The organism is Rhodococcoides corynebacterioides (genome assembly GCF_019834675.1).
Taxonomy (GTDB): Bacteria; Actinomycetota; Actinomycetes; order Mycobacteriales; family Mycobacteriaceae; genus Rhodococcoides; species Rhodococcoides corynebacterioides_A.
Window position 1 is genome coordinate 26,105 of record NZ_JABUBU010000013.1, and the last position, 17,948, is coordinate 44,052.

Below are 17,948 nucleotides of genomic sequence, written 5' to 3' on the forward strand. Positions count from 1 at the left end.
ATCACGCCGTGACGAGCACCGCCACGTCCACCGCGGCGATCGCGATCGCCGCCTGGAACGGCCGCCGTCCGGACCCCGTCAGCGCCACCAGGGCACACACCCCCACGGCGACGAGGGCGAGCACCCCGACGGCGTCGAACCCGCGGGCCCCGCCCACGCCGACGATCGACGCGAGCGACAGTGCGCCGACGGCGGTCGGTGCGACGGCGGCCGGGGGCAGTCGGTGGGGAAACCCGGAGATGCCCGTCGCGCGGTCGTCGGCGAGGTCGGGCAGCACGTTCACCAGGTGCGCGCCGAATCCCAGGAGCGATCCGACCGCGACCGTCCAGAGGGGTGGCAACGCGTCGTCGATCGCGAGGGACACCACGGCGGGCAGCGCGCCGAACGCGATCGTGTACGGCAACCAGGACACCACGGTCGATTTCAGACCCACGTTGTAGGCGAGGGCGGCGCCGACGCCGAGCACGAGGTGCAGCAGTCCCGGCACGACGCCGAGTAGCAGCGACGCCACCACGCAGACGACGGCGGAGACGGCGATGGCCGTACGAACGGCCCTGCGCGACAACACCCCTCGCGCCAACGGCTTGTCGGTCCGGCCCACCGCACGGTCACGGTCGGCGTCGACGAGGTCGTTGGTCCACCCGGTCAGCAACTGCCCGGAGGCCACGGCGACCACCACGACGATCACCTGCGCGGGCGACGGCGACAGACGAGCGGTCAGGACGGCGGCAATGGCCGTGACGGCCACGGCGGGCCCCGGATGGGAGGAGATCAGGAGCGACTGCGCGCGCGACGGTTCGCTCATCCTCCCAGCCTAGAGTCAGCCCGCGAGTTGTTCCGTCCGCGTGGGGGTCTCGCGGGCGGCGCGGGCGTCCTCGAGCGACACCAGGCGCCCGAGCGCGAGGCGTGCCTCCGTCTGCTGATGGGTGACGGTCAGCTGAGTCCGGGTGCGGCCCAGGAAGGTCCACGCCCAGTTGCAGACGGTGGTGAGGCGGCTCTTGAACCCCACCACGTAGGCCACGTGGACCACCAACCACATGAGCCAGGCGAGAAATCCGGTGATCTTCACCGGGCCCACCTGCGCGACGGCGGAGAAGCGCGACACCGTCGCCATGCTGCCCTTGTCGTGGTAGCGGAACGGGCGGCGCTCCGGGGCCGGTCGCCCCTTCCCCTCGGCGCTCACCTCGGCCGCGATGGCGCGGGCGGCGTACCGGCCACCCTGGATGGCCACCTGCGCGACGCCCGGCAGCCGATCCAGGGCCATCATGTCGCCCACGACGAAGACGTTCGGATGGCCCGGCAGCGTCAGGTCCGGTTGCACCAGAACCCGTCCCGCGCGGTCGATCTCCGCGCCCGACTTCTCGGCCAGCATCGCGCCGAGCGGGCTCGCGGCCACCCCGGCGGACCACACCTTGGTGGCCGCGTCGATGCGCTGCTCGGTGCCGTCGCCGGTGCGCACCACCAGGCCCTCGGCGTCGACATCGGTGACGGCGGCGTTCAGGGTGACCTCGACGCCGAGGGATTCGAGCCGTCGGCGGGCGTGCTCACCGAGAGAATCGGCGAAGGGGGGCAGCACCTTCGGGGCCGCGTCGAGCAGGACGACGCGGGCGTCGCGGCTGTCGATGGTGCGGAACGTGCCGGCGAGGGTCCGCTTGGACAGCTCGGCGATCTGCCCCGCCATCTCGACACCCGTCGGTCCGGCGCCGACGACGACGAAGGTCAGCAGGCGAGCGCGCTCGTCGGGGTCGGTGGCCAGTTCCGCGGCGTCGAAGGCGTTCATGATGCGGCCACGGAGTTCGAGCGCGTCGTCGAGCGTCTTCATGCCGGGCGCGAACTCCGCGAACCGGTCGTTGCCGAAGTAGGACTGGCCGGCGCCCGCGGCGACGATCACGCTGTCGTACGGCGTCACGGTGACGCGGCCGCGGTGATTCGAGGTGACCGTGCGGGCGTCGAGGTCGATGTCGGTGACGTCCCCGATGAGCACGTTGGCGTTGCGCTGATCGCGGAGCACGATGCGCGTGGACGGCGCGATCTCGCCCTCGGAGAGGATCCCGGTGGCCACCTGGTAGAGCAGCGGCTGGAACAGGTGGTGCGCGGTGCGCGCGACGAGCGTGACCTCCACGTCGCTACGGCGGAGTGCCTTGGTGGCGAAGAGGCCGCCGAAGCCGGAGCCGATGACGACGACGCGATGCGGGGCAGTGGTCACGATGCGCACCTTCCATGTCAGGACATGAGTGGGGTCTCCACCTGTGACCCAGACCATACACGGCTCGCTCCAAATGTCAGAACAAACGGCAGGAACAGCATCGACGCTTAGGATTCGGGACATGGACCGCCCCGTGGTCGCGCTGGAGAACGCCGACGCCGTCTACGACTACTACCTCGCGCATCAGCAGAATCGACGGGTCGCGCGGCTCGCGTACGGCACCCTCGCGCGGCGCTTCCGCCCGCGGGTGCACTACGGAATCGGCGCCCGCGAGCGGCTGCGCAGCCTGATCTACGACGACCGCCGGCTGATCGTCGCGGTGAACCACGTCAGCGACACCGACCCTTACACGGTGGCCGCCGCGGCGTGGTCGAGCGCGCTGCGCCCGGTGATCGGCCGGACCCGCGTGTTGGCGAAGGACGAATTGTTCGGGGAGACCGAGCCGGGCCGTGGCCGTGCGCTGGCCGAGAGGACGTCGCAACGCCGTCGTGGCATCGACATATCCCAGCGCCGTCGTGGCATCGACATATCCCAGCGCCGTCGGATCGACATGATGGGCGGCATCCCGGTGTTCCGCGGCAAGGACCACGGCCTGCGGGCCGCCGCGCGCGCCGGGAACCTGATGATGGACGTCTGCGCGGAGCGACTCCGGCGGGGCGACGATCTCGCCCTGTTCCCCGAGGGCACGTGCAACGAGGGCTGCCCGGCGGTGCTGCAGCACGTCGGCAGCGGGATCGGACACATCGTCGTGCGCGCTCGGGCGAAGGGCATCGAGCCCACCCTGGTGGTGATGGGGCTGCACTACGGGCCGCCGCCCGGCCGGTTCCGGAGCGCCAGTGTGCACATCGACGTGCCCGATCTGACGTTGCCGGAGAAGCCGATCACCATCGCCCGCACCGTCGCGGAGTATCTGCAGGTCGCCGTCGAACTCGCGGTGAGCGAGTACTGATCGATCAGTACGCGCGGTGAGCGAGTACTGACCGCTCAGCCGGCGATGTTCACCATCCAGCCGATGCCGTAGCGGTCGGTGAGCATGCCGAAGGTGTCGCCCCACGGCGCCTTCTCCAGCGGCACGCCCGTCGTCGCGCCGTCCGAGAGACCGTCCCACCAGCGTCGCAGGTCGGCCTCGTCGTCGCCGCTGAGCGAGACGGTGCCGTTGGTGGACACCGACATCGACGACGGCGTGTCCGCGCCCATGAGCAGGAAACCGGTGGGGGTCTCGAGCTGGGCGTGCATGACCAGATCGTTCTCGGCGGGCTCGACCGGCATGCCGGACTCGCCGAACGTGGACACGGTCAGGTCTCCGCCGAAGACGTCCCGGTAGAACTCCATGGCCTCGCGCGCGGTGTCGCGGAAGGACAGGTACGGGTTGAGTCGCGAGGGCATGGCGCACGCCTTTCCGTCGGGGCGCGCCGGGTGCGCTGATAGAAAGAACGAGAGCCGACGCGGGTTTCGGTGCCGAACGACGAAAGGGTAGCTGTGAGCGATCAGGTCAGGACGGCAATCGTCACGGGAAGTGCGCGCGGAATCGGTGCAGCCGTGGCCAAGCGGCTCGCGGCGGACGGGTACGGCGTGGCCGTGGTCGATCTCGACGAGTCCGCGTGCGCCACCACCGTCGACGCCATCACCGCGGCGGGTGGCCAGGCCATCGGAGTCGGGGCGAACGTCGCCGACGAGCAGTCCGTCGTCTCGGCCGTCGAGCGCATCGCGACCGACTTCGGCAAGCCCACCATTCTGGTCAACAACGCCGGCATCCTGCGCGACAACCTGCTGTTCAAGATGTCGGTCGACGACTGGGACGCCGTGCTGGGCGTGCACCTGCGCGGCGCGTTCCTCATGTCCCGCGAGGTGCAGAAGCACCAGGTCGAGGAGAAGTGGGGCCGCATCGTGAACCTGTCGTCGACGTCGGCGCTGGGCAACCGCGGGCAGGCCAACTATGCCGCCGCCAAGGCCGGCATGCAGGGCTTCACCAAGACGCTCGCCATCGAGCTGGGCCGCTACAACGTGACGGTCAACGCGATCGCCCCGGGATTCATCGAGACCGAGATGACCGCGGCGACGGCGGAGCGCGTCGGCGTCCCCTTCGAGGACTTCAAGAAGGGCGCGGCGTCGCAGATCCCCGTGAACCGCGTCGGCCAGCCCGAGGACATCGCCCACACGGCGTCGTTCTTCTGCAGCGAGGGAGCCGGATTCGTCTCCGGTCAGGTGATCTACGTCGCCGGCGGTCCGAAGGACTGACATGCAGGTGCTGCTCCTCGCCGACACCCACGTCCCCACCCGCGCGAAGGACCTCCCCGCGCCGGTGTGGGACGAGGTGGACCGCGCCGACCTGGTGATCCATGCCGGTGACTGGATGGCGGTGGAGCTGTATCACGCACTGCGCGAACGGGCGTCGGACCTCCTGGCGTGCTGGGGCAACAACGACGGCGACGACCTCCGGGCGCTCGTCCCGGAGGTCGATCGCCGCACCGTGGAGGGCGTCCGCGTCGCCGTCGTGCACGAGACGGGGTCGAAGAGGGGACGCGAGAAGCGCGCCGACGCCGCGTATCCCGACGTCGACCTGCTCGTCTTCGGCCACAGTCACATTCCGTGGGACACGGTCACCGAGCGCGGGATGCGGTTGCTCAACCCGGGATCGCCGACCGACCGCCGTCGTCAACCGGCGTGTACGTACATGACGCTGCGGTTGGCGGACAACGAGATTCACGACGTCCGGCTGGTGTCGCTGTGACCCGCGTGGACGCCTGGACCTGGTCGGTGCGGCTGTTCAAGACCCGCTCGGCGGCGGCGTCGGCGTGCCGGGGCGGGCACGTGAAGATCAACGGCGCCACCGCGAAACCCGCGCAACCCGTGGTGCCCGGTGACGAGGTGCGGGTGTGGGCGGGCGGGCGCGAACGCATCGTGGAGGTGGCCCGGCTGGTGAGCAAGCGAGTCGGCGCCCCCGCCGCCGCGGAGTGTTACGTCGACCGGAGCCCGCCGCCCCCGCCGAAGGAGCTGTTCGCGGCCGTACCGGTGCGGGATCGGGGCGCGGGGCGGCCGACCAAGCGGGATCGGCGGGAGATCGATCGGCTCCGGGGCCAGGCCTGACGAACTCGGTGCGGTAGTCCACCGTGACGGTGGACCACTGCACCGAAGTGTCCGAGCGGGTCAGCGCAGCAGCGCGCGCGACATCACGACGCGCTGAATCTGGTTGGTGCCCTCGTAGATCTGGGTGATCTTGGCGTCGCGCATCATCCGCTCGACGGGGAAGTCGCGGGTGTAGCCGGCGCCGCCGAAGAGCTGCACGGCGTCGGTGGTGACCTTCATGGCGACGTCCGAGGCGAAGCACTTGGAGGCCGAGGAGATGAAGCCCAGGTTCTTTTCGCCGCGCTCGGCGCGAGCGGCGGAGGAGTACACCATCAGGCGCGCGGCCTCGATCTCCATCGCCATGTCGGCGAGCATGAACTCGACACCCTGGAACGAGCTGATCGGCTTGCCGAACTGCTTGCGCTCCTTGACGTACGCGAGGGCGGCGTCGAGCGCGCCCTGCGCGATGCCGACGGCCTGCGCGCCGATGGTCGGGCGGGTGTGGTCGAGGGTGGCCAGCGCGGTCTTGAAGCCGGTGCCGGGCTCGCCGATGATGCGGTCGCCGGGGATGCGGCAGTTCTCGAAGTACAGCTCGCGGGTGGGGCTGCCCTTGATGCCGAGCTTGCGCTCCTTCTCGCCGACGGAGAAGCCCTCGTCGTCCTTGTGGACCATGAAGGCGGAGATGCCGTTGGCCTTCTTCTCCGGGTCGGTGACGGCCATGACGGTGTACCAGCTGGACTTGCCGGCGTTGGTGATCCAGGCCTTGGTGCCGTTGAGGATCCAGTCGTCGCCGTCGGCCTTCGCGCGGGTCTTCATGCCCGCGGCGTCGGAGCCGGCCTCGCGCTCGGACAGTCCGTAGGACGCCATCTCGCCCTCGGCGATGGACGGCAACACCTTCTGCTTGAGCTCGTCGTTGCCGTTCAGGATCAGACCCATGGTGCCGAGCTTGTTCACGGCGGGGATAAGCGAGGACGACCCGCAGACACGGGCGACCTCCTCGATCACGATGCAGGCCGCGATGGAGTCGGCACCCTGGCCGCCGAACTCGTCGGGCACGTGGATGGCGTTGAAGCCGGAGGCGTTGAGGGCTTTCAGGGCCTCCTCGGGGAAGCGCTCCTGCTCGTCGACCTCGGCCGCGTAGGGCGCGATCTCCTTCTCCGACAGCGCGCGGATGGCCTCGCGGAGCTCGTTGTGCTCGTCGGGAAGCTGGAACAGGTCGAAGTCGGGGTTGCCGGCCATGGTGGCTCCTTCACAGATGTGGCACTCGGTGCCGGGGATTGTCGGTGACCTTACCAGCGCAGGCCCTGGCCACACCAGAGACGTGTGGCACGCGATGCCAAATCGGGCGTGCCCGGTACCCTGGTTCGACCGGACGATCGAGAGGCGGGTGCATGACCAGCCCCACGGCCGACGTCCCGTCGACACGCAGTGCCCCACCCGCGCGCGAGCCCCGCGCGGTCCACCGCGCCGACCTCGACGGGCTCCGCGGACTCGCCATTGCGCTCGTGGTGGTCTTCCACATCTGGTTCGGCCGGGTGTCCGGTGGCGTCGACGTCTTCCTCGTCCTGTCCGGCTTCTTCTTCACGACGATGGTGCTCCGGCGGGCCGAGAGCGGGGCCGTGAGCGCCGTCGCGTCCCGCACGGCCCGCCGGCTGTATCCGGCGATGGTCGTCGTCCTGGCCGCGGTGGGGCTGTGGACGGTGGCGCGCCTGCCGTTCACGACGTGGGACGAGACGACGCGGCAGATCGTCGCGACGTTGGCCCAGGTCCAGAACTGGGAACTGGCCGCGACCGCGTCGGACTACGCGGCCGCGGACGCGTCGGTGAGTCCCCTGCAGCACCTGTGGTCGATGTCGGTGCAGGTGCAGTTCTACGTGGTGGTGACGCTGCTGGTGGCGGGCATCGTGGCGGCCGCCCGGCGGGTGGGTCGCCCCGACGCGGTGCGTCCGCTGTTGATCGCGGCGCTGGCGGTCGCCTCGCTGCTGTCGTTCGTCCACGCGGCGCACCTGGGGACCGTTCGGCAGGGCTGGGCGTACTACGACACGACGGCCCGGTTCTGGGAACTCGGGGTGGGCGCGCTCGCCGGCCTGCTGATCGGGCGGGTGGCGATCTCCGGGCGCGTGCGAGCGGTGCTCGGCGCGGTCGGTCTGCCGGTGCTGTGCTTCGGCGGTTTCGTCCTCGACGGGGCGGCCCTGTTCCCCGGCCCGTGGGCGTCGGTCCCGGTCGGCGCCGCGCTGGCGGTGATCGCGGCGGGCACCGATCCGGCCGCGCCGACGTCCGTCACCGCCGCGCTGCAGTCACGGCCGCTGCTGTTCCTCGGCTCCATCGCCTACCCGCTCTACCTGTGGCACTGGCCGATTCTCATCGCCGTCCTCGGCGCAGGCGGCACGGTGACGCCGCTGACCGGCGCGCTGATCGTGGCGGCGTCGGTGGGTCTCGCCGTGGTCACCCGGAACCTCGTCGAACGACGGGTGACCGCCGGGTCGCGCGTCGTCGGTCGCGCCGTGGTGGTGGGCTTCGCCGTGCTCGCGCTGACGGCGACCACCTGGCAGGGCTATCTGCAGCGGACGACCGGACCGACCGACTCGACCCTGGACGCGCGCCTGTACCCCGGCGCGGCGGCGTTGACGGACGGCGCCGACGTGCCCGACGCGCCGATGCGGCCGACCGTGCTCGACGCCGCGATGGACCTGCCGCAGTCCACCCTCGACGGCTGCATCGCCGACATGACCCAGCGGGAGGTGATCACCTGCACCTACGGTGATCCGGACGCCGACCGCACCCTCGCGTTGGCGGGAGGATCGCACGCCGAGCACTGGCTGCCGGCCCTCGACGAGATCGGGCGTGCCCGCGGCGTCGCCGTCGTGACGTATCTGAAGATGGGCTGCCCGCTCGACATCGGGGAACCGCTGCTGCTCGAGGGCAACCCGTACCCGGACTGCCGCGACTGGTCCGAGGACGTGCTGACGCGTCTGGCCGACGAGCGACCCGACTGGGTGGTCACCACCTCGACGCGCCCGTCGCCGACGGAGTTCGGCGACGTGACCCCGACCGCGTACACCGACGTGTGGGGTCGCCTCGAGGCGGCGGGCCTGTCGGTGATCGGCATCCGCGACACCCCGTGGCTCAGCGTGGACGGGGTGCCCTACCGCGCCGCGGACTGCCTCGCCGACGGCGGGGACGCCGAGTCCTGCGGTCTGCCGAGGGCGGAGGTGCTGGCGGAGGTCGACCCCGCCGCGGACGCGTCGGCACCGTTCCCCGGCGTGGTGCCGGTGGACTTCTCCGACGCGGTCTGTCGGGCGGACCGCTGCCGCGTCGTCGAGGGAAACGTGCTGATCTACCACGATTCCCACCACCTGTCGGTGTCCTACGTGCGGTCGCTCGTGCCGGTGGTGGACCGCACGGTCGGCGACGTCACTCGGTGGTGGTGACGGCGCCGAAGTGCCGGGTGAGGACGGCGGTGACGTCGTCCGGATGCACGCCCGCCGGCAGGATCGCGACGGTGGGCCCGGCGGTCGGCGCGGAGTGTGCCGTGGGTGCCGTGAAGCGCGCCCGGACGGCGGCGAGGGCGGTGCGCACGTCGGCGGCGGAGACGGCCGTCGCGTCGCGGAGCCACCGGCGCAGCAGGTAGTTGTGGGTGGCCGTCACGGCGGCGGCGAACTGCACCGTGGTCAAGGGATCGGCGTCCGGCGTGCGGTCCCGGAGGGTGCCGACGAAGACCTGCTCGTACCGCAGCACCATCACCAGTTCCCGCTCGCGAAGCGCCGGTACGGCCTGCACGACGCGGTACCGCCGACGCGTGGTGTCGGGGGTTCCGGCGAAACGCTCGTAGACCTGCGCCGCGGCGTCGCAGACGGCGTCGTACGGGGAGAGTTCGCTGTGGGCCAGGAAGTCTCGCACCGCGGCGAGCGTGACGTCGTGGTCGACGAACACCACGTCGTCCTTCGAGCCGAACTGGCGAAAGAAGGTACGGCGGGAGATTCCGGCGCGGTCGGCGATCTGGTCGACGGTGGTGGCGTCGAAGCCGCGCTTCTCGAACAGTTCGAGTGCGGCACTCATGACGTCGAGTCGGAATCGGTCCGATTCGCCGGACTCGTCGTGGGCGGGCACGGGACCACGGTAGCGTGAAACCCTGCAGGCCGGGGGCTCGAAGCGGTACGGGAGAGGACCAGTCGTGGCGTTGGTTATGGGTGTCGATTCCTCCACCCAGTCCTGCAAAGTCGTTGTTCGCGACGCCGATTCCGGCGCGCTGGTCCGCGAGGGCCGCGCGTCGCATCCGGACGGCACCGAGATCGATCCCCGGCACTGGCGCGACGCGATGCACACGGCCGTCGACGCCGCGGGCGGACTGGACGACGTCGCCGCTGTGGCGGTCGGGGCGCAGCAGCACGGCATGGTGTGTCTGGACGAGGACGGCGAGGTGGTGCGTCCGGCGCTGCTGTGGAACGACATTCGCTCCGCCGACGCTGCCCGTGACCTGGTCGCGGAGCTCGGCGGCGGGCAGGCGTGGGCGGACGCGGTGGGGGTGGTGCCCGTCGCGGCCGTCACGGCGTCGAAGGTGCGCTGGCTCGCCGATCACGAGCCGGAGAACGCGGATCGGACTGCGGCCGTGTGTCTTCCGCACGACTGGTTGACGTGGCAGCTGGGCGGCGCGGCGAATCCGGACGCGCTGGTGACCGATCGGGGCGACGCCAGCGGTACCGGGTACTTCTCCGCCGCGACGGGCGAGTACCGACTCGATCTGCTCGAGCTGGCGTTCCGTGGACGGCGTCCGCGTCTTCCCCGGGTCGCGAGTCCGTCGGAGCGGATCGGGACCACCGCGTCGGGCGCAATCCTGGGGCCGGGAACGGGTGACAATGCCGCTGCCGCACTGGCTCTGGGCGCCGGCGAGGGCGATCTGGTGGTGTCGATCGGGACGTCGGGCGTCGTCTCCGCCGTCACGACGGCGACCGCGGCGGACCCGTCGGGTTTGGTCGCGGGATTCGCGGATGCGACGGGCCGCCAACTGCCGTTGGTGTGCACGCTGAACGCGGCGCGCGTGTTGGACGCGACGGCCCGGTTGCTCGGGGTGGACCACGACGAGCTGTCCCGGCTGGCGCTGTCGACCGCGAGCGAGGGGCTGGTGATGGTGCCGTACCTCGAAGGCGAGCGCACCCCGAACCGTCCCGACGCGACCGGCGCGGTGCACGGCCTGCGGCTCGGCACGTCGACGCCGGGGCACCTGGCCCGCGCCGCGGTGGAGGGTCTGCTGTGCAGCCTGGCGGACGGCATCGACCACCTCCGCGATCAGGGCGCGTCGGTGCGCCGGGTGCTGATGGTGGGTGGGGGCGCGCGGTCCGAGGCGGTGCGGCGGCTGGCGCCGGCGATCTTCGGGATGCCGGTGGACGTCCCGGCGCCGGGCGAGTACGTGGCGGACGGGGCGGCGCGGCAGGCGGCGTGGGTGCTGGCCGGCGGCGCGGAGCCGCCGGTGTGGAGCGTCGCCGACCGGCCTCGCTACGAGGCGGAGCCGACCCCCGACGTGCGGGCGCGGTACGCCGAGGTTCGGGATCTCACCGATGGAGTGGCGCGCAACACCTGACAGGAGCCCTATTGCGTGGATCACACCCGCGGGAATATGTTGTGCTTCGCAACATACAACCGAAGGGACGATCGATGCAGAACACCAAGCTCGCCCTCACCGCGGCGGGCGTCGGTCTCGTCATGGCACTCACGGCGTGCGGCAGCAACTCCAGCGGCGGCGACACCGGCAGCGGAGACAGCGGCGGATCGAACAACGGCGGCACCAAGGTCGGGGTCATCCTCCCCGACACGAAGTCCTCCGCGCGGTACGAGTCCCAGGACCGTCCGCTCCTGCAGAAGGCTCTCAGCGACGCGGGTCTCGACCCGATCATCCAGAACGCCGAGGGCGACACCACCAAGTTCTCGTCGATCGCCGACTCGATGATCAGCCAGGGCGCCAAGGTGATCCTGATGAGCAACCTGTCGTCGGAATCCGGTGCGGCCGTGCAGAAGAAGGCCACCGAGGCCGGCGTCGCCACCATCGACTACGACCGCCTGACGCTGGGCGGCTCGGCCGACTACTACGTCTCCTTCGACAGCACCACCGTCGGCAACCTGCAGGGTCAGGGCCTGGTCGACTGCGTCGGCGCGAAGCCGGGCGCCCAGATCATCCAGATCAGCGGCTCGCCGACGGACAACAACGCGACGCTGTTCAAGGCCGGCGCGCTCGAGGTGCTGCAGCCGAAGTACGACTCCGGCGAGCTCCGGCTGGCGGGTGACCAGGCCATTCCCGAGTGGGACAATCAGGTCGGTGCCACCACGTTCGAGCAGCTGCTCACCGCCAACGGCGGTCGCGTCGACGGCGTTCTCGCCGCCAACGACGGTCTGGCCGGCGCCGTGATCACCGTGCTGCAGAAGAACGGCCTGAACGGCACCGTGCCCGTCACCGGGCAGGACGCGACCGAGGACGGCCTGCGCGCGGTGCTCCGCGGCGATCAGTGCATGACCGTGTTCAAGGACGTCGCCAAGGAAGCGGCGGCCGCGGCGGAGCTGGCGATCGACCTGGCCAACGGCGACACCGCCGCGGCCGACGCGAAGGCGACCGCCACGTCGGAGGACCCCGAGGGCAACCGTCAGGTGAAGTCGGTCCTGCTGGACCCGGTCACCATCACGCGCGACAACGTGAAGGTCGCCGTCGACGGCGGTGCCGTCACGGCCGACGCGCTGTGCACCGGCGACGTCGCACAGGCGTGCGCCGACGCGGGCATCTCCTGACCGGCATGGCGGAGACCGTCCAGGCTCCCCCGGTGCTCGAACTGCGGGAGATAAACAAGAGTTTCGGCCCCGTGCACGTGCTGCACGACGTGGACCTGACGGTCCGGGCGGGTGAGGTCACCGCCCTGGTCGGGGACAACGGTGCGGGCAAGTCGACGCTGGTGAAGTGCATCGCCGGCATCCACGGCACCGACTCGGGCGAGGTCCGCTTCGGCGGCGAGCCCGTGTCGGTGTCCAACCCGAAGGACGCCGCGGCGCTCGGCATCGAGGTGGTCTATCAGGACCTCGCGCTGTGCGACAACCTCGACATCGTGCAGAACATGTTCCTCGGCCGCGAACGCACGGCCAAGGGACTGCTCGACGAGGCCTCGATGGAGCAGGCGGCGCGTGACACGCTCGCGTCGCTGTCGGTCCGCACCGTGAAGTCGGTGCGGACCCCGGTGGCGGCGCTGTCCGGCGGACAGCGCCAGACCGTCGCGATCGCGAAGTCGGTGCTGTGGGAGTCCAAGGTGGTGCTGCTCGACGAGCCCACCGCGGCCCTGGGTGTCGCCCAGACCCGTCAGGTGCTCGATCTGGTTCGGCGACTGGCGGATTCGGGCGTCGGCGTGCTGCTCATCAGCCACAACATGAACGACGTGGTGGAGGTGTCGGACTCCGTCGCGGCGCTCTTCCTGGGCCGCATGGCGGCACAGGTGCGGACGGCGGACGTCAAGGTTCCGCAGATCGTCGAACTCATCACGACCGGTCGGAGCGGCGACATCGGCCTGCCGTCCGCCGAGGCGAAGGCGGTGACGATATGACCGCCGCACCGGAACAGGACCGAGCGCGCTCGGACTTCTCGATGGACACCGAGCGTCGGACGCTCGGGCAGGCCGGGCAGGACTACGTCGCGCGTCTGCGCGGCGGAGAACTGGGCGCTCTCCCGGCCCTCGCCGGGCTGGTCGTGCTGCTCGTGGTGTTCTCGTCGCTCTCCGAGCAGTTCCTCACGCTCAACAACGTCGCCAACCTGCTCTCGCAGGGGGCCGCGACCGCGTTGATCGGCATGGGCCTGGTGTTCGTGCTGTTGCTCGGCGAGATCGACCTCTCGGCGGGCACGGGCTCCGGGGTGGCGGCGGCGGTGCTCGCACTGCACTACACCGAGGGCGGAAACCTGCTCGGCGGCATGGGATCCGGGGTGTTCTACACCTTCTGCCTGGTGCTCGTGCTCGCCGGAGTGCTGGCCGGACTGACCCGTCTGTGGGTGGCCATCGTGCCCGCCGCGATCGCGCTGTTGATCGCGGTGCTCGGGGTTCCGGCGAACCCGTGGATCGAGATCGTGCTCGCGATCTGCGTCGGCGCGTCCATCGGCTGCCTCACCGGATTCCTGGTCTCGCGGGTCGGCATTCCGTCCTTCGTGGTCACCCTGGCGCTGTTCCTGGCCTGGGGCGGTGTGGTCCTGCAGCTGATCGGCGAGGGCGGCACGCTCGGCATCTCGGACAACCCGGTGCTGTTCGCCGTGGCCAACCGGTCCCTGCCGGTGTGGGCGAGCTGGGTGCTGTTCGTGGTGGTGGTCGGCGGGTTCGCGGCGATCAACCTCGGGCGTCAGCGCACTCGGCTGAAGAAGGGGCTCACCGCCCCGCCGACGGCGTTGCTGCTGGTGAAGATCGCCGCGCTGGCAGTCTTCGCGGCGCTGGCGACGTGGGCGATGACGGTCAACCGCAGCCCCAACCCGGCGGTGCTGTCGATCGCCGGCATCCCGTACGTGGTGCCGATCGTGCTGGCGGTGCTCGTGCTCGCGACGTTCGTGCTCGACCGCACGTCGTACGGCCGGCACGTCTACGCGGTCGGCGGCAACGCCGAGGCGTCGCGGCGTGCGGGTATCGACGTCCGCCGGATTCGGATGAGCGTGTTCGTCGTCAGCTCCACCATCGCCGCACTCGGGGCGATCGTGGCGGCGTCGAAGGTCGGCTCGGTGGATCCGCAGGCGGGCGGCGGCAACACGCTGCTGTTCGCGGTCGGTGCGGCCGTCATCGGTGGCACCTCGCTGTTCGGCGGTCGGGGCCGCGTGCGTGACGCGGTCATCGGCGCGGCGGTGATCGCCGTGATCGACAACGGCCTGCGCCTGCAGGGGCAGTCGGCCGCGGTGGTCTCCATCGTCACCGGCCTGGTGCTGCTGCTCGCCGCCAGCGTCGACGCGCTGTCCCGACGCCGCGCACCGACGGGTCGGTGAGAGACCGCTCCGCTCGTTCCGCCCTCGTCCGTGCCGTCCACCTCGGTGGCGCGCGGACGAGGGCGGAACTCGCCGAGGACCTCTCGCTGAATCGGAGCACGGTCAAGTCCCTCGTCGACGACCTCGTGGCCGACGGTCTGGTCACCGAGCACCCGTCCACGGGCGGCGGCGCGGGACGTCCGTCGCTCGTCGTCGACCCCGTCGCCGAGTCGGCGTGGGTGCTGGCGGTGGACGCCGCCGTCGACTGGGTCGCGTTCTCCGCGATCGGCTGGGGCGGAACGACTCTCGCGGAGATCGACCACGAGACCGGGGCGGGCCGGGCGCCCGGCGACCTGGTCGACCGGATCGCGGCGGCGGCCGAGGACCTCACGGCGCGCGTCGGTACCCCGCCGCGGGCGGTATGCGTCGCGGTGCCGGGGTTGGTCCGGTCCTCGGACGGCATGGTGCGAGTCGCTCCCAACCTCGGGTGGCGCGACGTGCCGCTGGGCCGGCTGGTCGGCGACGCCGTGGGGGCCACGTGCACCGTGGCCAACGAGTCCGACCTCGGCGCCGTCGCCGAGCACACGCGCGGCTGCGCCCGCGGAATCGACGACGTGGTGTACCTGTTCGCGGAGTTCGGTGTCGGCGCCGGAATCATCGGCGCCGGAACGCTGCTGGGCGGGTCCGGTGGATACGCCGGCGAGGTCGGCCACATGCGGGCGACCCGCCGGGGCCGTCGGTGCAGCTGCGGCAGCGACGGCTGCTGGGAGCTCTCGGTCGGCCAGGAGGCGTTGCGCGACGCGCTCGGGCTGGCCGGCCCGGCCCGCCCCGCCGCCCTGGCGCGGGCCATCGCGGACCTCGCCGCTCGCGGCGGTGCGCTTCCCGACGCGTACGTCGAGGACCTCGCCACCGGGGTGTGCACCATCGTCACGATGGTCGATCCCCGCGCCGTCGTCTTCGGCGGACTGTTCGCGGACGTGTTGGGGGTGCCGTCCGTGATGGACCACGTCCGTGCCGCGGTGAACGACTGCTTGGTCGGCCGTCAGCACGGCGTGGCCCTGCACGTGTCGAGCCTCGGCCGCCGCATCTCGGTCATCGGGGCGGCGGAACTGGCCTTCGCGCAGGTACTCCCGCGCCTCTAGGTGCGATCGGGTCGGTTCACGAGCTCCTCGACGACGGCGCGGGCTCCGCGCGTGTGGAATCCGTCGAGCGCGGCGAGGTAGGCGGCCCTGAAACGCTCGTCGTCGACCAGGTCGCCGAACAAGTCCCGGTTGCGCACGAATGCGAGCGGGTCGTCGTGCTGCGATCGGGCCGTCGGCACCAGTGAGTCCTTCAGCCGGTCGACGATCTCGATGGGCTCGCCCTGCTCGTCGACGCCCTCGGCGTAGCGCGCCCAGCTGGCGATCACGGTTGCGGACAGCGTAATCGGACCGCCGGAGTCGAGGTTCGCGCGCACCACGGGCACCAGCCACTTTGGGATCCGGTCGGACGACTCGGCGCACAGGCGCGCCACGGTGTCCCGGATCTCCGGGTTGGAGAAGCGCTCGATCAGTGTGCGCTTGTAGTCCGCGAGATCGATTCCGGGCACCGGCTGCAGGGTGGGTGTGGCCTCCTCGTCCATGTAGCGCAACAGGAACCGGGCGAACAGCGGGTCCTGCGTGACGTCGTGGACGAGCCGGTACCCGCTGAGGTACCCGACGTAGCAGAGGGCCTGGTGGCTCGCGTTGAGCAGCCGCAGCTTCATCAGCTCGTACGGGGTGACGTCGTCGACCACCTGCACACCGACGTCCTCGAACGCCGGCCGTCCGAGGGTGAAGGAGTCCTCGAGGGCCCACTGGGTGAACGGTTCCGCGGCGACGGGCCAGGCGTCCTCCAGGTCGTACCGCGCGGCGAGTTCGTCGACGACGTCGGGGGTGGTCACGGGGGTGATGCGATCCACCATCGAGTTGGGGAACCGGGCGTTGTCCGTGATCCACTGCGCCAGTGCGGGATCCTTCAGACGCGCGAACGCGGTGAAGGTCGACCGGGCGATGTGGCCGTTTCCCTCGATGTTGTCGCACGACATGATCGTGAACGGCGCGAGACCGCGGGCCTTCCGGCGCGACAGGGCCTCGCAGACGAGTCCGAAGGTGGTGCCCGGCACCGCGCCCGGAGCGAGATCCGCTCGGACGGACGGGTTCTCGGCGTCGAACTCACCCGTGGTGGCCGAGAAGTTGTACCCGCCCTCGGTCACGGTGAGGGAGACGATGCGGGTGTCGGCGTGCGCGAGCTTCTCGATCACCGCCTCGGGATCGTCCGGCGCGAAGAGGTATTCGGTGATCGATCCGATCACCGAGGTGTCCCACGATCCGTCGGCGTGCCGGAGCGCCAGGGTGTAGAGGCAGTCCTGGGCGTCCAGGACGTCCTTCATCCGGCGATCGCCCGGCAGCACACCCACACCGCAGATGCCCCACCGGGACGCGGACTCGAAGTCGGTGCGCAGCAGTCGATCCACGTACATCGCCTGGTGCGCGCGGTGGAAGCCGCCGACACCGAAGTGCACGATGCCGGTGGTGATCGCGGACCGGTCGTAGCGGGGCACGTCGACGTCGTCGGGAAGCCGGTCGAGGGCGGCGGCGGACAGCTTCACGAGAGGGTCTCCTGACTGGGGGTCACGGTGACGACGGCCTTGATGCTGCCGTCGGTGCGGTCGTGGTTCAGCGCGTCCTCGACGTGATCGAGGTCGAAGTGGGCGGTGACCATGCTGTCGAGGTCGACGCGGCCGGTGCGGACCAGGTCCAGAGCGGTGGGCCAGGTGTGGGCGTAACGGAAGACGCCGGTGACCCAGAGCTCGCGGTTCTGGATCACCGACACCGGAAGCGGATATTCGTCGCCGCCCATGCCCACGAGCACGACGGTGCCCGCGGGACGCACGGCGCGTAGCCCGTCCTGGACGGCACGGGGTGCGCCCGACGCGTCGACGAAGGCGTCGACGTCGAGGCCGTGGACCGACTCGGCGGCCGGGTCGATCACGCGGGTGGCGCCGTACCGGCCGGCGCCGTCGCGTCGGGTGGTCGAGACGTCGGAGACGACGATCTCCGTCGCTCCGAACGCCCGGGCTACCTGAGCGGTGAGCAGCCCGACGGGGCCGGCGCCGGCGATCAGAACCCGCGAGCCCCCGGTGATTCCGGCCTTACGGGCGGTCGCAATGGCGACGGAGAGGGGTTCGAACAGGGCCGCGGCGTCGTCGGACACCGAGTCCGGAACGTCGTGCGCGAATTCCGATCCGATGGTCACGTACTCGCAGAGGGCTCCGTCCACCGGCGGGGTCGCGTAGAACTCCATGTGGGGGCACAGGTTGTAGCGGCCCGACCGCGTCTCGCGGCTGTGCGGGTCGGGTCGCTGCGGCTCGATGGAGACCCGCGATCCGACGCGCTCGGGGGAGACGCCGACGCCGACGGCGACGATCACGCCCGACGCCTCGTGGCCGAGGACGAGCGGGGATTCCACGACGAAGTCCCCGATGCGGCCCTCCCGGTAGTAGTGCGTGTCCGAGCCGCAGACCCCGACGGAGGCCACGCGGATCAGGACGTCGCCGGCCGACGGGGCCGGGACGGGCCGCGTCTGCGTCTCCAGATGCCCGGGCTCGGTGAGAACTGCAGCACGCATGGACTCGACTGTTGTGTGGATCACACCTCGATGTTAGCGTAAGTGAGCAGATGAACACCAGGTGAG

General features: G+C 70.9%; 17 protein-coding genes. 10 read left to right on the top strand and 7 right to left on the bottom strand.

Annotated elements, in window-relative coordinates; genetic code table 11:
- Position 1 precedes the first annotated feature (1 nt).
- Both HQ603_RS13285 and HQ603_RS13290 read right to left on the bottom strand, forming a co-directional pair.
- On the bottom strand, positions 2-805 hold the full coding sequence (locus HQ603_RS13285) for a UbiA family prenyltransferase (RefSeq protein ID WP_222684994.1): 804 nt from the start codon (positions 803-805) through the stop codon (positions 2-4).
- Positions 806-820: 15 nt separating this feature from the next.
- Positions 821-2,206, bottom strand: a complete 1,386-nt coding sequence (locus HQ603_RS13290) for an NAD(P)/FAD-dependent oxidoreductase (protein WP_308126518.1) — start codon at positions 2,204-2,206, stop codon at positions 821-823.
- 121 nt (positions 2,207-2,327) lie between these two features.
- Here HQ603_RS13290 and HQ603_RS13295 point away from each other — a divergent pair, with 121 nt between their 5' ends.
- Positions 2,328-3,155, top strand: coding sequence for a lysophospholipid acyltransferase family protein (locus tag HQ603_RS13295; protein WP_222684996.1), 828 nt, complete (start codon positions 2,328-2,330; stop codon positions 3,153-3,155).
- A gap of 35 nt (positions 3,156-3,190) precedes the next feature.
- Here HQ603_RS13295 and HQ603_RS13300 read toward each other — a convergent pair whose 3' ends face one another.
- The gene (locus tag HQ603_RS13300) at positions 3,191-3,592 is read right to left on the bottom strand and encodes a VOC family protein (RefSeq protein WP_222684997.1); all 402 of its coding nucleotides are present in this window, start codon (positions 3,590-3,592) and stop codon (positions 3,191-3,193) included.
- A 93-nt stretch (positions 3,593-3,685) separates the two neighbouring features.
- Here HQ603_RS13300 and HQ603_RS13305 point away from each other — a divergent pair, with 93 nt between their 5' ends.
- Genes HQ603_RS13305 through HQ603_RS13315 form a run of 3 tightly spaced genes read left to right on the top strand, consistent with a single transcriptional unit; the run spans position 3,686 to position 5,293 of the window.
- Complete coding sequence (locus HQ603_RS13305) at positions 3,686-4,444, top strand: SDR family oxidoreductase (RefSeq protein WP_222684998.1); 759 nt, start codon at positions 3,686-3,688, stop codon at positions 4,442-4,444.
- A 1-nt stretch (position 4,445) separates the two neighbouring features.
- Positions 4,446-4,937 (top strand): metallophosphoesterase family protein, encoded by a 492-nt coding sequence (locus tag HQ603_RS13310; protein ID WP_222684999.1) that lies wholly within the window; start codon positions 4,446-4,448, stop codon positions 4,935-4,937.
- A complete protein-coding gene (locus tag HQ603_RS13315; protein WP_068144612.1) occupies positions 4,934-5,293 on the top strand; it encodes an RNA-binding S4 domain-containing protein in 360 nt (119 codons plus the stop codon). The genes HQ603_RS13310 and HQ603_RS13315 overlap by 4 nt, the downstream gene beginning before the upstream one ends.
- Before the next feature lie 60 nt (positions 5,294-5,353).
- Here HQ603_RS13315 and HQ603_RS13320 read toward each other — a convergent pair whose 3' ends face one another.
- On the bottom strand, positions 5,354-6,511 hold the full coding sequence (locus HQ603_RS13320) for an acyl-CoA dehydrogenase (protein WP_222685000.1): 1,158 nt from the start codon (positions 6,509-6,511) through the stop codon (positions 5,354-5,356).
- Between the two features lie 152 nt (positions 6,512-6,663).
- On the opposite strand from HQ603_RS13320, the gene HQ603_RS13325 reads away from it, so the two are divergent.
- Positions 6,664-8,703 carry an acyltransferase family protein gene (locus tag HQ603_RS13325; protein ID WP_222685001.1) on the top strand — a complete coding sequence of 680 codons (2,040 nt, stop codon included), beginning with the start codon at positions 6,664-6,666 and terminating at the stop codon, positions 8,701-8,703.
- On the opposite strand, the gene HQ603_RS13330 is transcribed toward HQ603_RS13325, so the two are convergent.
- Positions 8,687-9,382, bottom strand: a complete 696-nt coding sequence (locus tag HQ603_RS13330) for a TetR family transcriptional regulator (RefSeq protein ID WP_308126519.1) — start codon at positions 9,380-9,382, stop codon at positions 8,687-8,689. The genes HQ603_RS13325 and HQ603_RS13330 overlap by 17 nt on opposite strands.
- Before the next feature lie 64 nt (positions 9,383-9,446).
- On the opposite strand from HQ603_RS13330, the gene HQ603_RS13335 reads away from it, so the two are divergent.
- From HQ603_RS13335 to HQ603_RS13355, 5 genes are all read left to right on the top strand, one after another.
- The gene (locus HQ603_RS13335) at positions 9,447-10,850 is read left to right on the top strand and encodes a xylulokinase (RefSeq protein WP_222685002.1); all 1,404 of its coding nucleotides are present in this window, start codon (positions 9,447-9,449) and stop codon (positions 10,848-10,850) included.
- Positions 10,851-10,924: 74 nt separating this feature from the next.
- Positions 10,925-12,046: a sugar ABC transporter substrate-binding protein gene (locus HQ603_RS13340; protein WP_222685003.1), complete on the top strand. Its 1,122-nt coding sequence runs from the start codon at positions 10,925-10,927 to the stop codon at positions 12,044-12,046.
- A 5-nt stretch (positions 12,047-12,051) separates the two neighbouring features.
- Positions 12,052-12,846: an ATP-binding cassette domain-containing protein gene (locus HQ603_RS13345; RefSeq protein ID WP_222685004.1), complete on the top strand. Its 795-nt coding sequence runs from the start codon at positions 12,052-12,054 to the stop codon at positions 12,844-12,846.
- The gene (locus tag HQ603_RS13350; RefSeq protein WP_222685005.1) at positions 12,843-14,255 is read left to right on the top strand and encodes a sugar ABC transporter permease; all 1,413 of its coding nucleotides are present in this window, start codon (positions 12,843-12,845) and stop codon (positions 14,253-14,255) included. The genes HQ603_RS13345 and HQ603_RS13350 overlap by 4 nt, the downstream gene beginning before the upstream one ends.
- Positions 14,252-15,376 carry an ROK family transcriptional regulator gene (locus tag HQ603_RS13355; protein ID WP_222685006.1) on the top strand — a complete coding sequence of 375 codons (1,125 nt, stop codon included), beginning with the start codon at positions 14,252-14,254 and terminating at the stop codon, positions 15,374-15,376. Before HQ603_RS13350 ends, HQ603_RS13355 begins: the two co-directional genes overlap by 4 nt.
- On the opposite strand, the gene HQ603_RS13360 is transcribed toward HQ603_RS13355, so the two are convergent.
- Positions 15,373-16,863: a mannitol dehydrogenase family protein gene (locus tag HQ603_RS13360; RefSeq protein ID WP_222685007.1), complete on the bottom strand. Its 1,491-nt coding sequence runs from the start codon at positions 16,861-16,863 to the stop codon at positions 15,373-15,375. The two genes, HQ603_RS13355 and HQ603_RS13360, sit on opposite strands and share 4 nt — an antisense overlap.
- Positions 16,860-17,882, bottom strand: a complete 1,023-nt coding sequence (locus HQ603_RS13365) for an NAD(P)-dependent alcohol dehydrogenase (protein WP_222685008.1) — start codon at positions 17,880-17,882, stop codon at positions 16,860-16,862. The genes HQ603_RS13360 and HQ603_RS13365 overlap by 4 nt, the downstream gene beginning before the upstream one ends.
- Between the last annotated feature and the right edge of the window lie 66 nt (positions 17,883-17,948).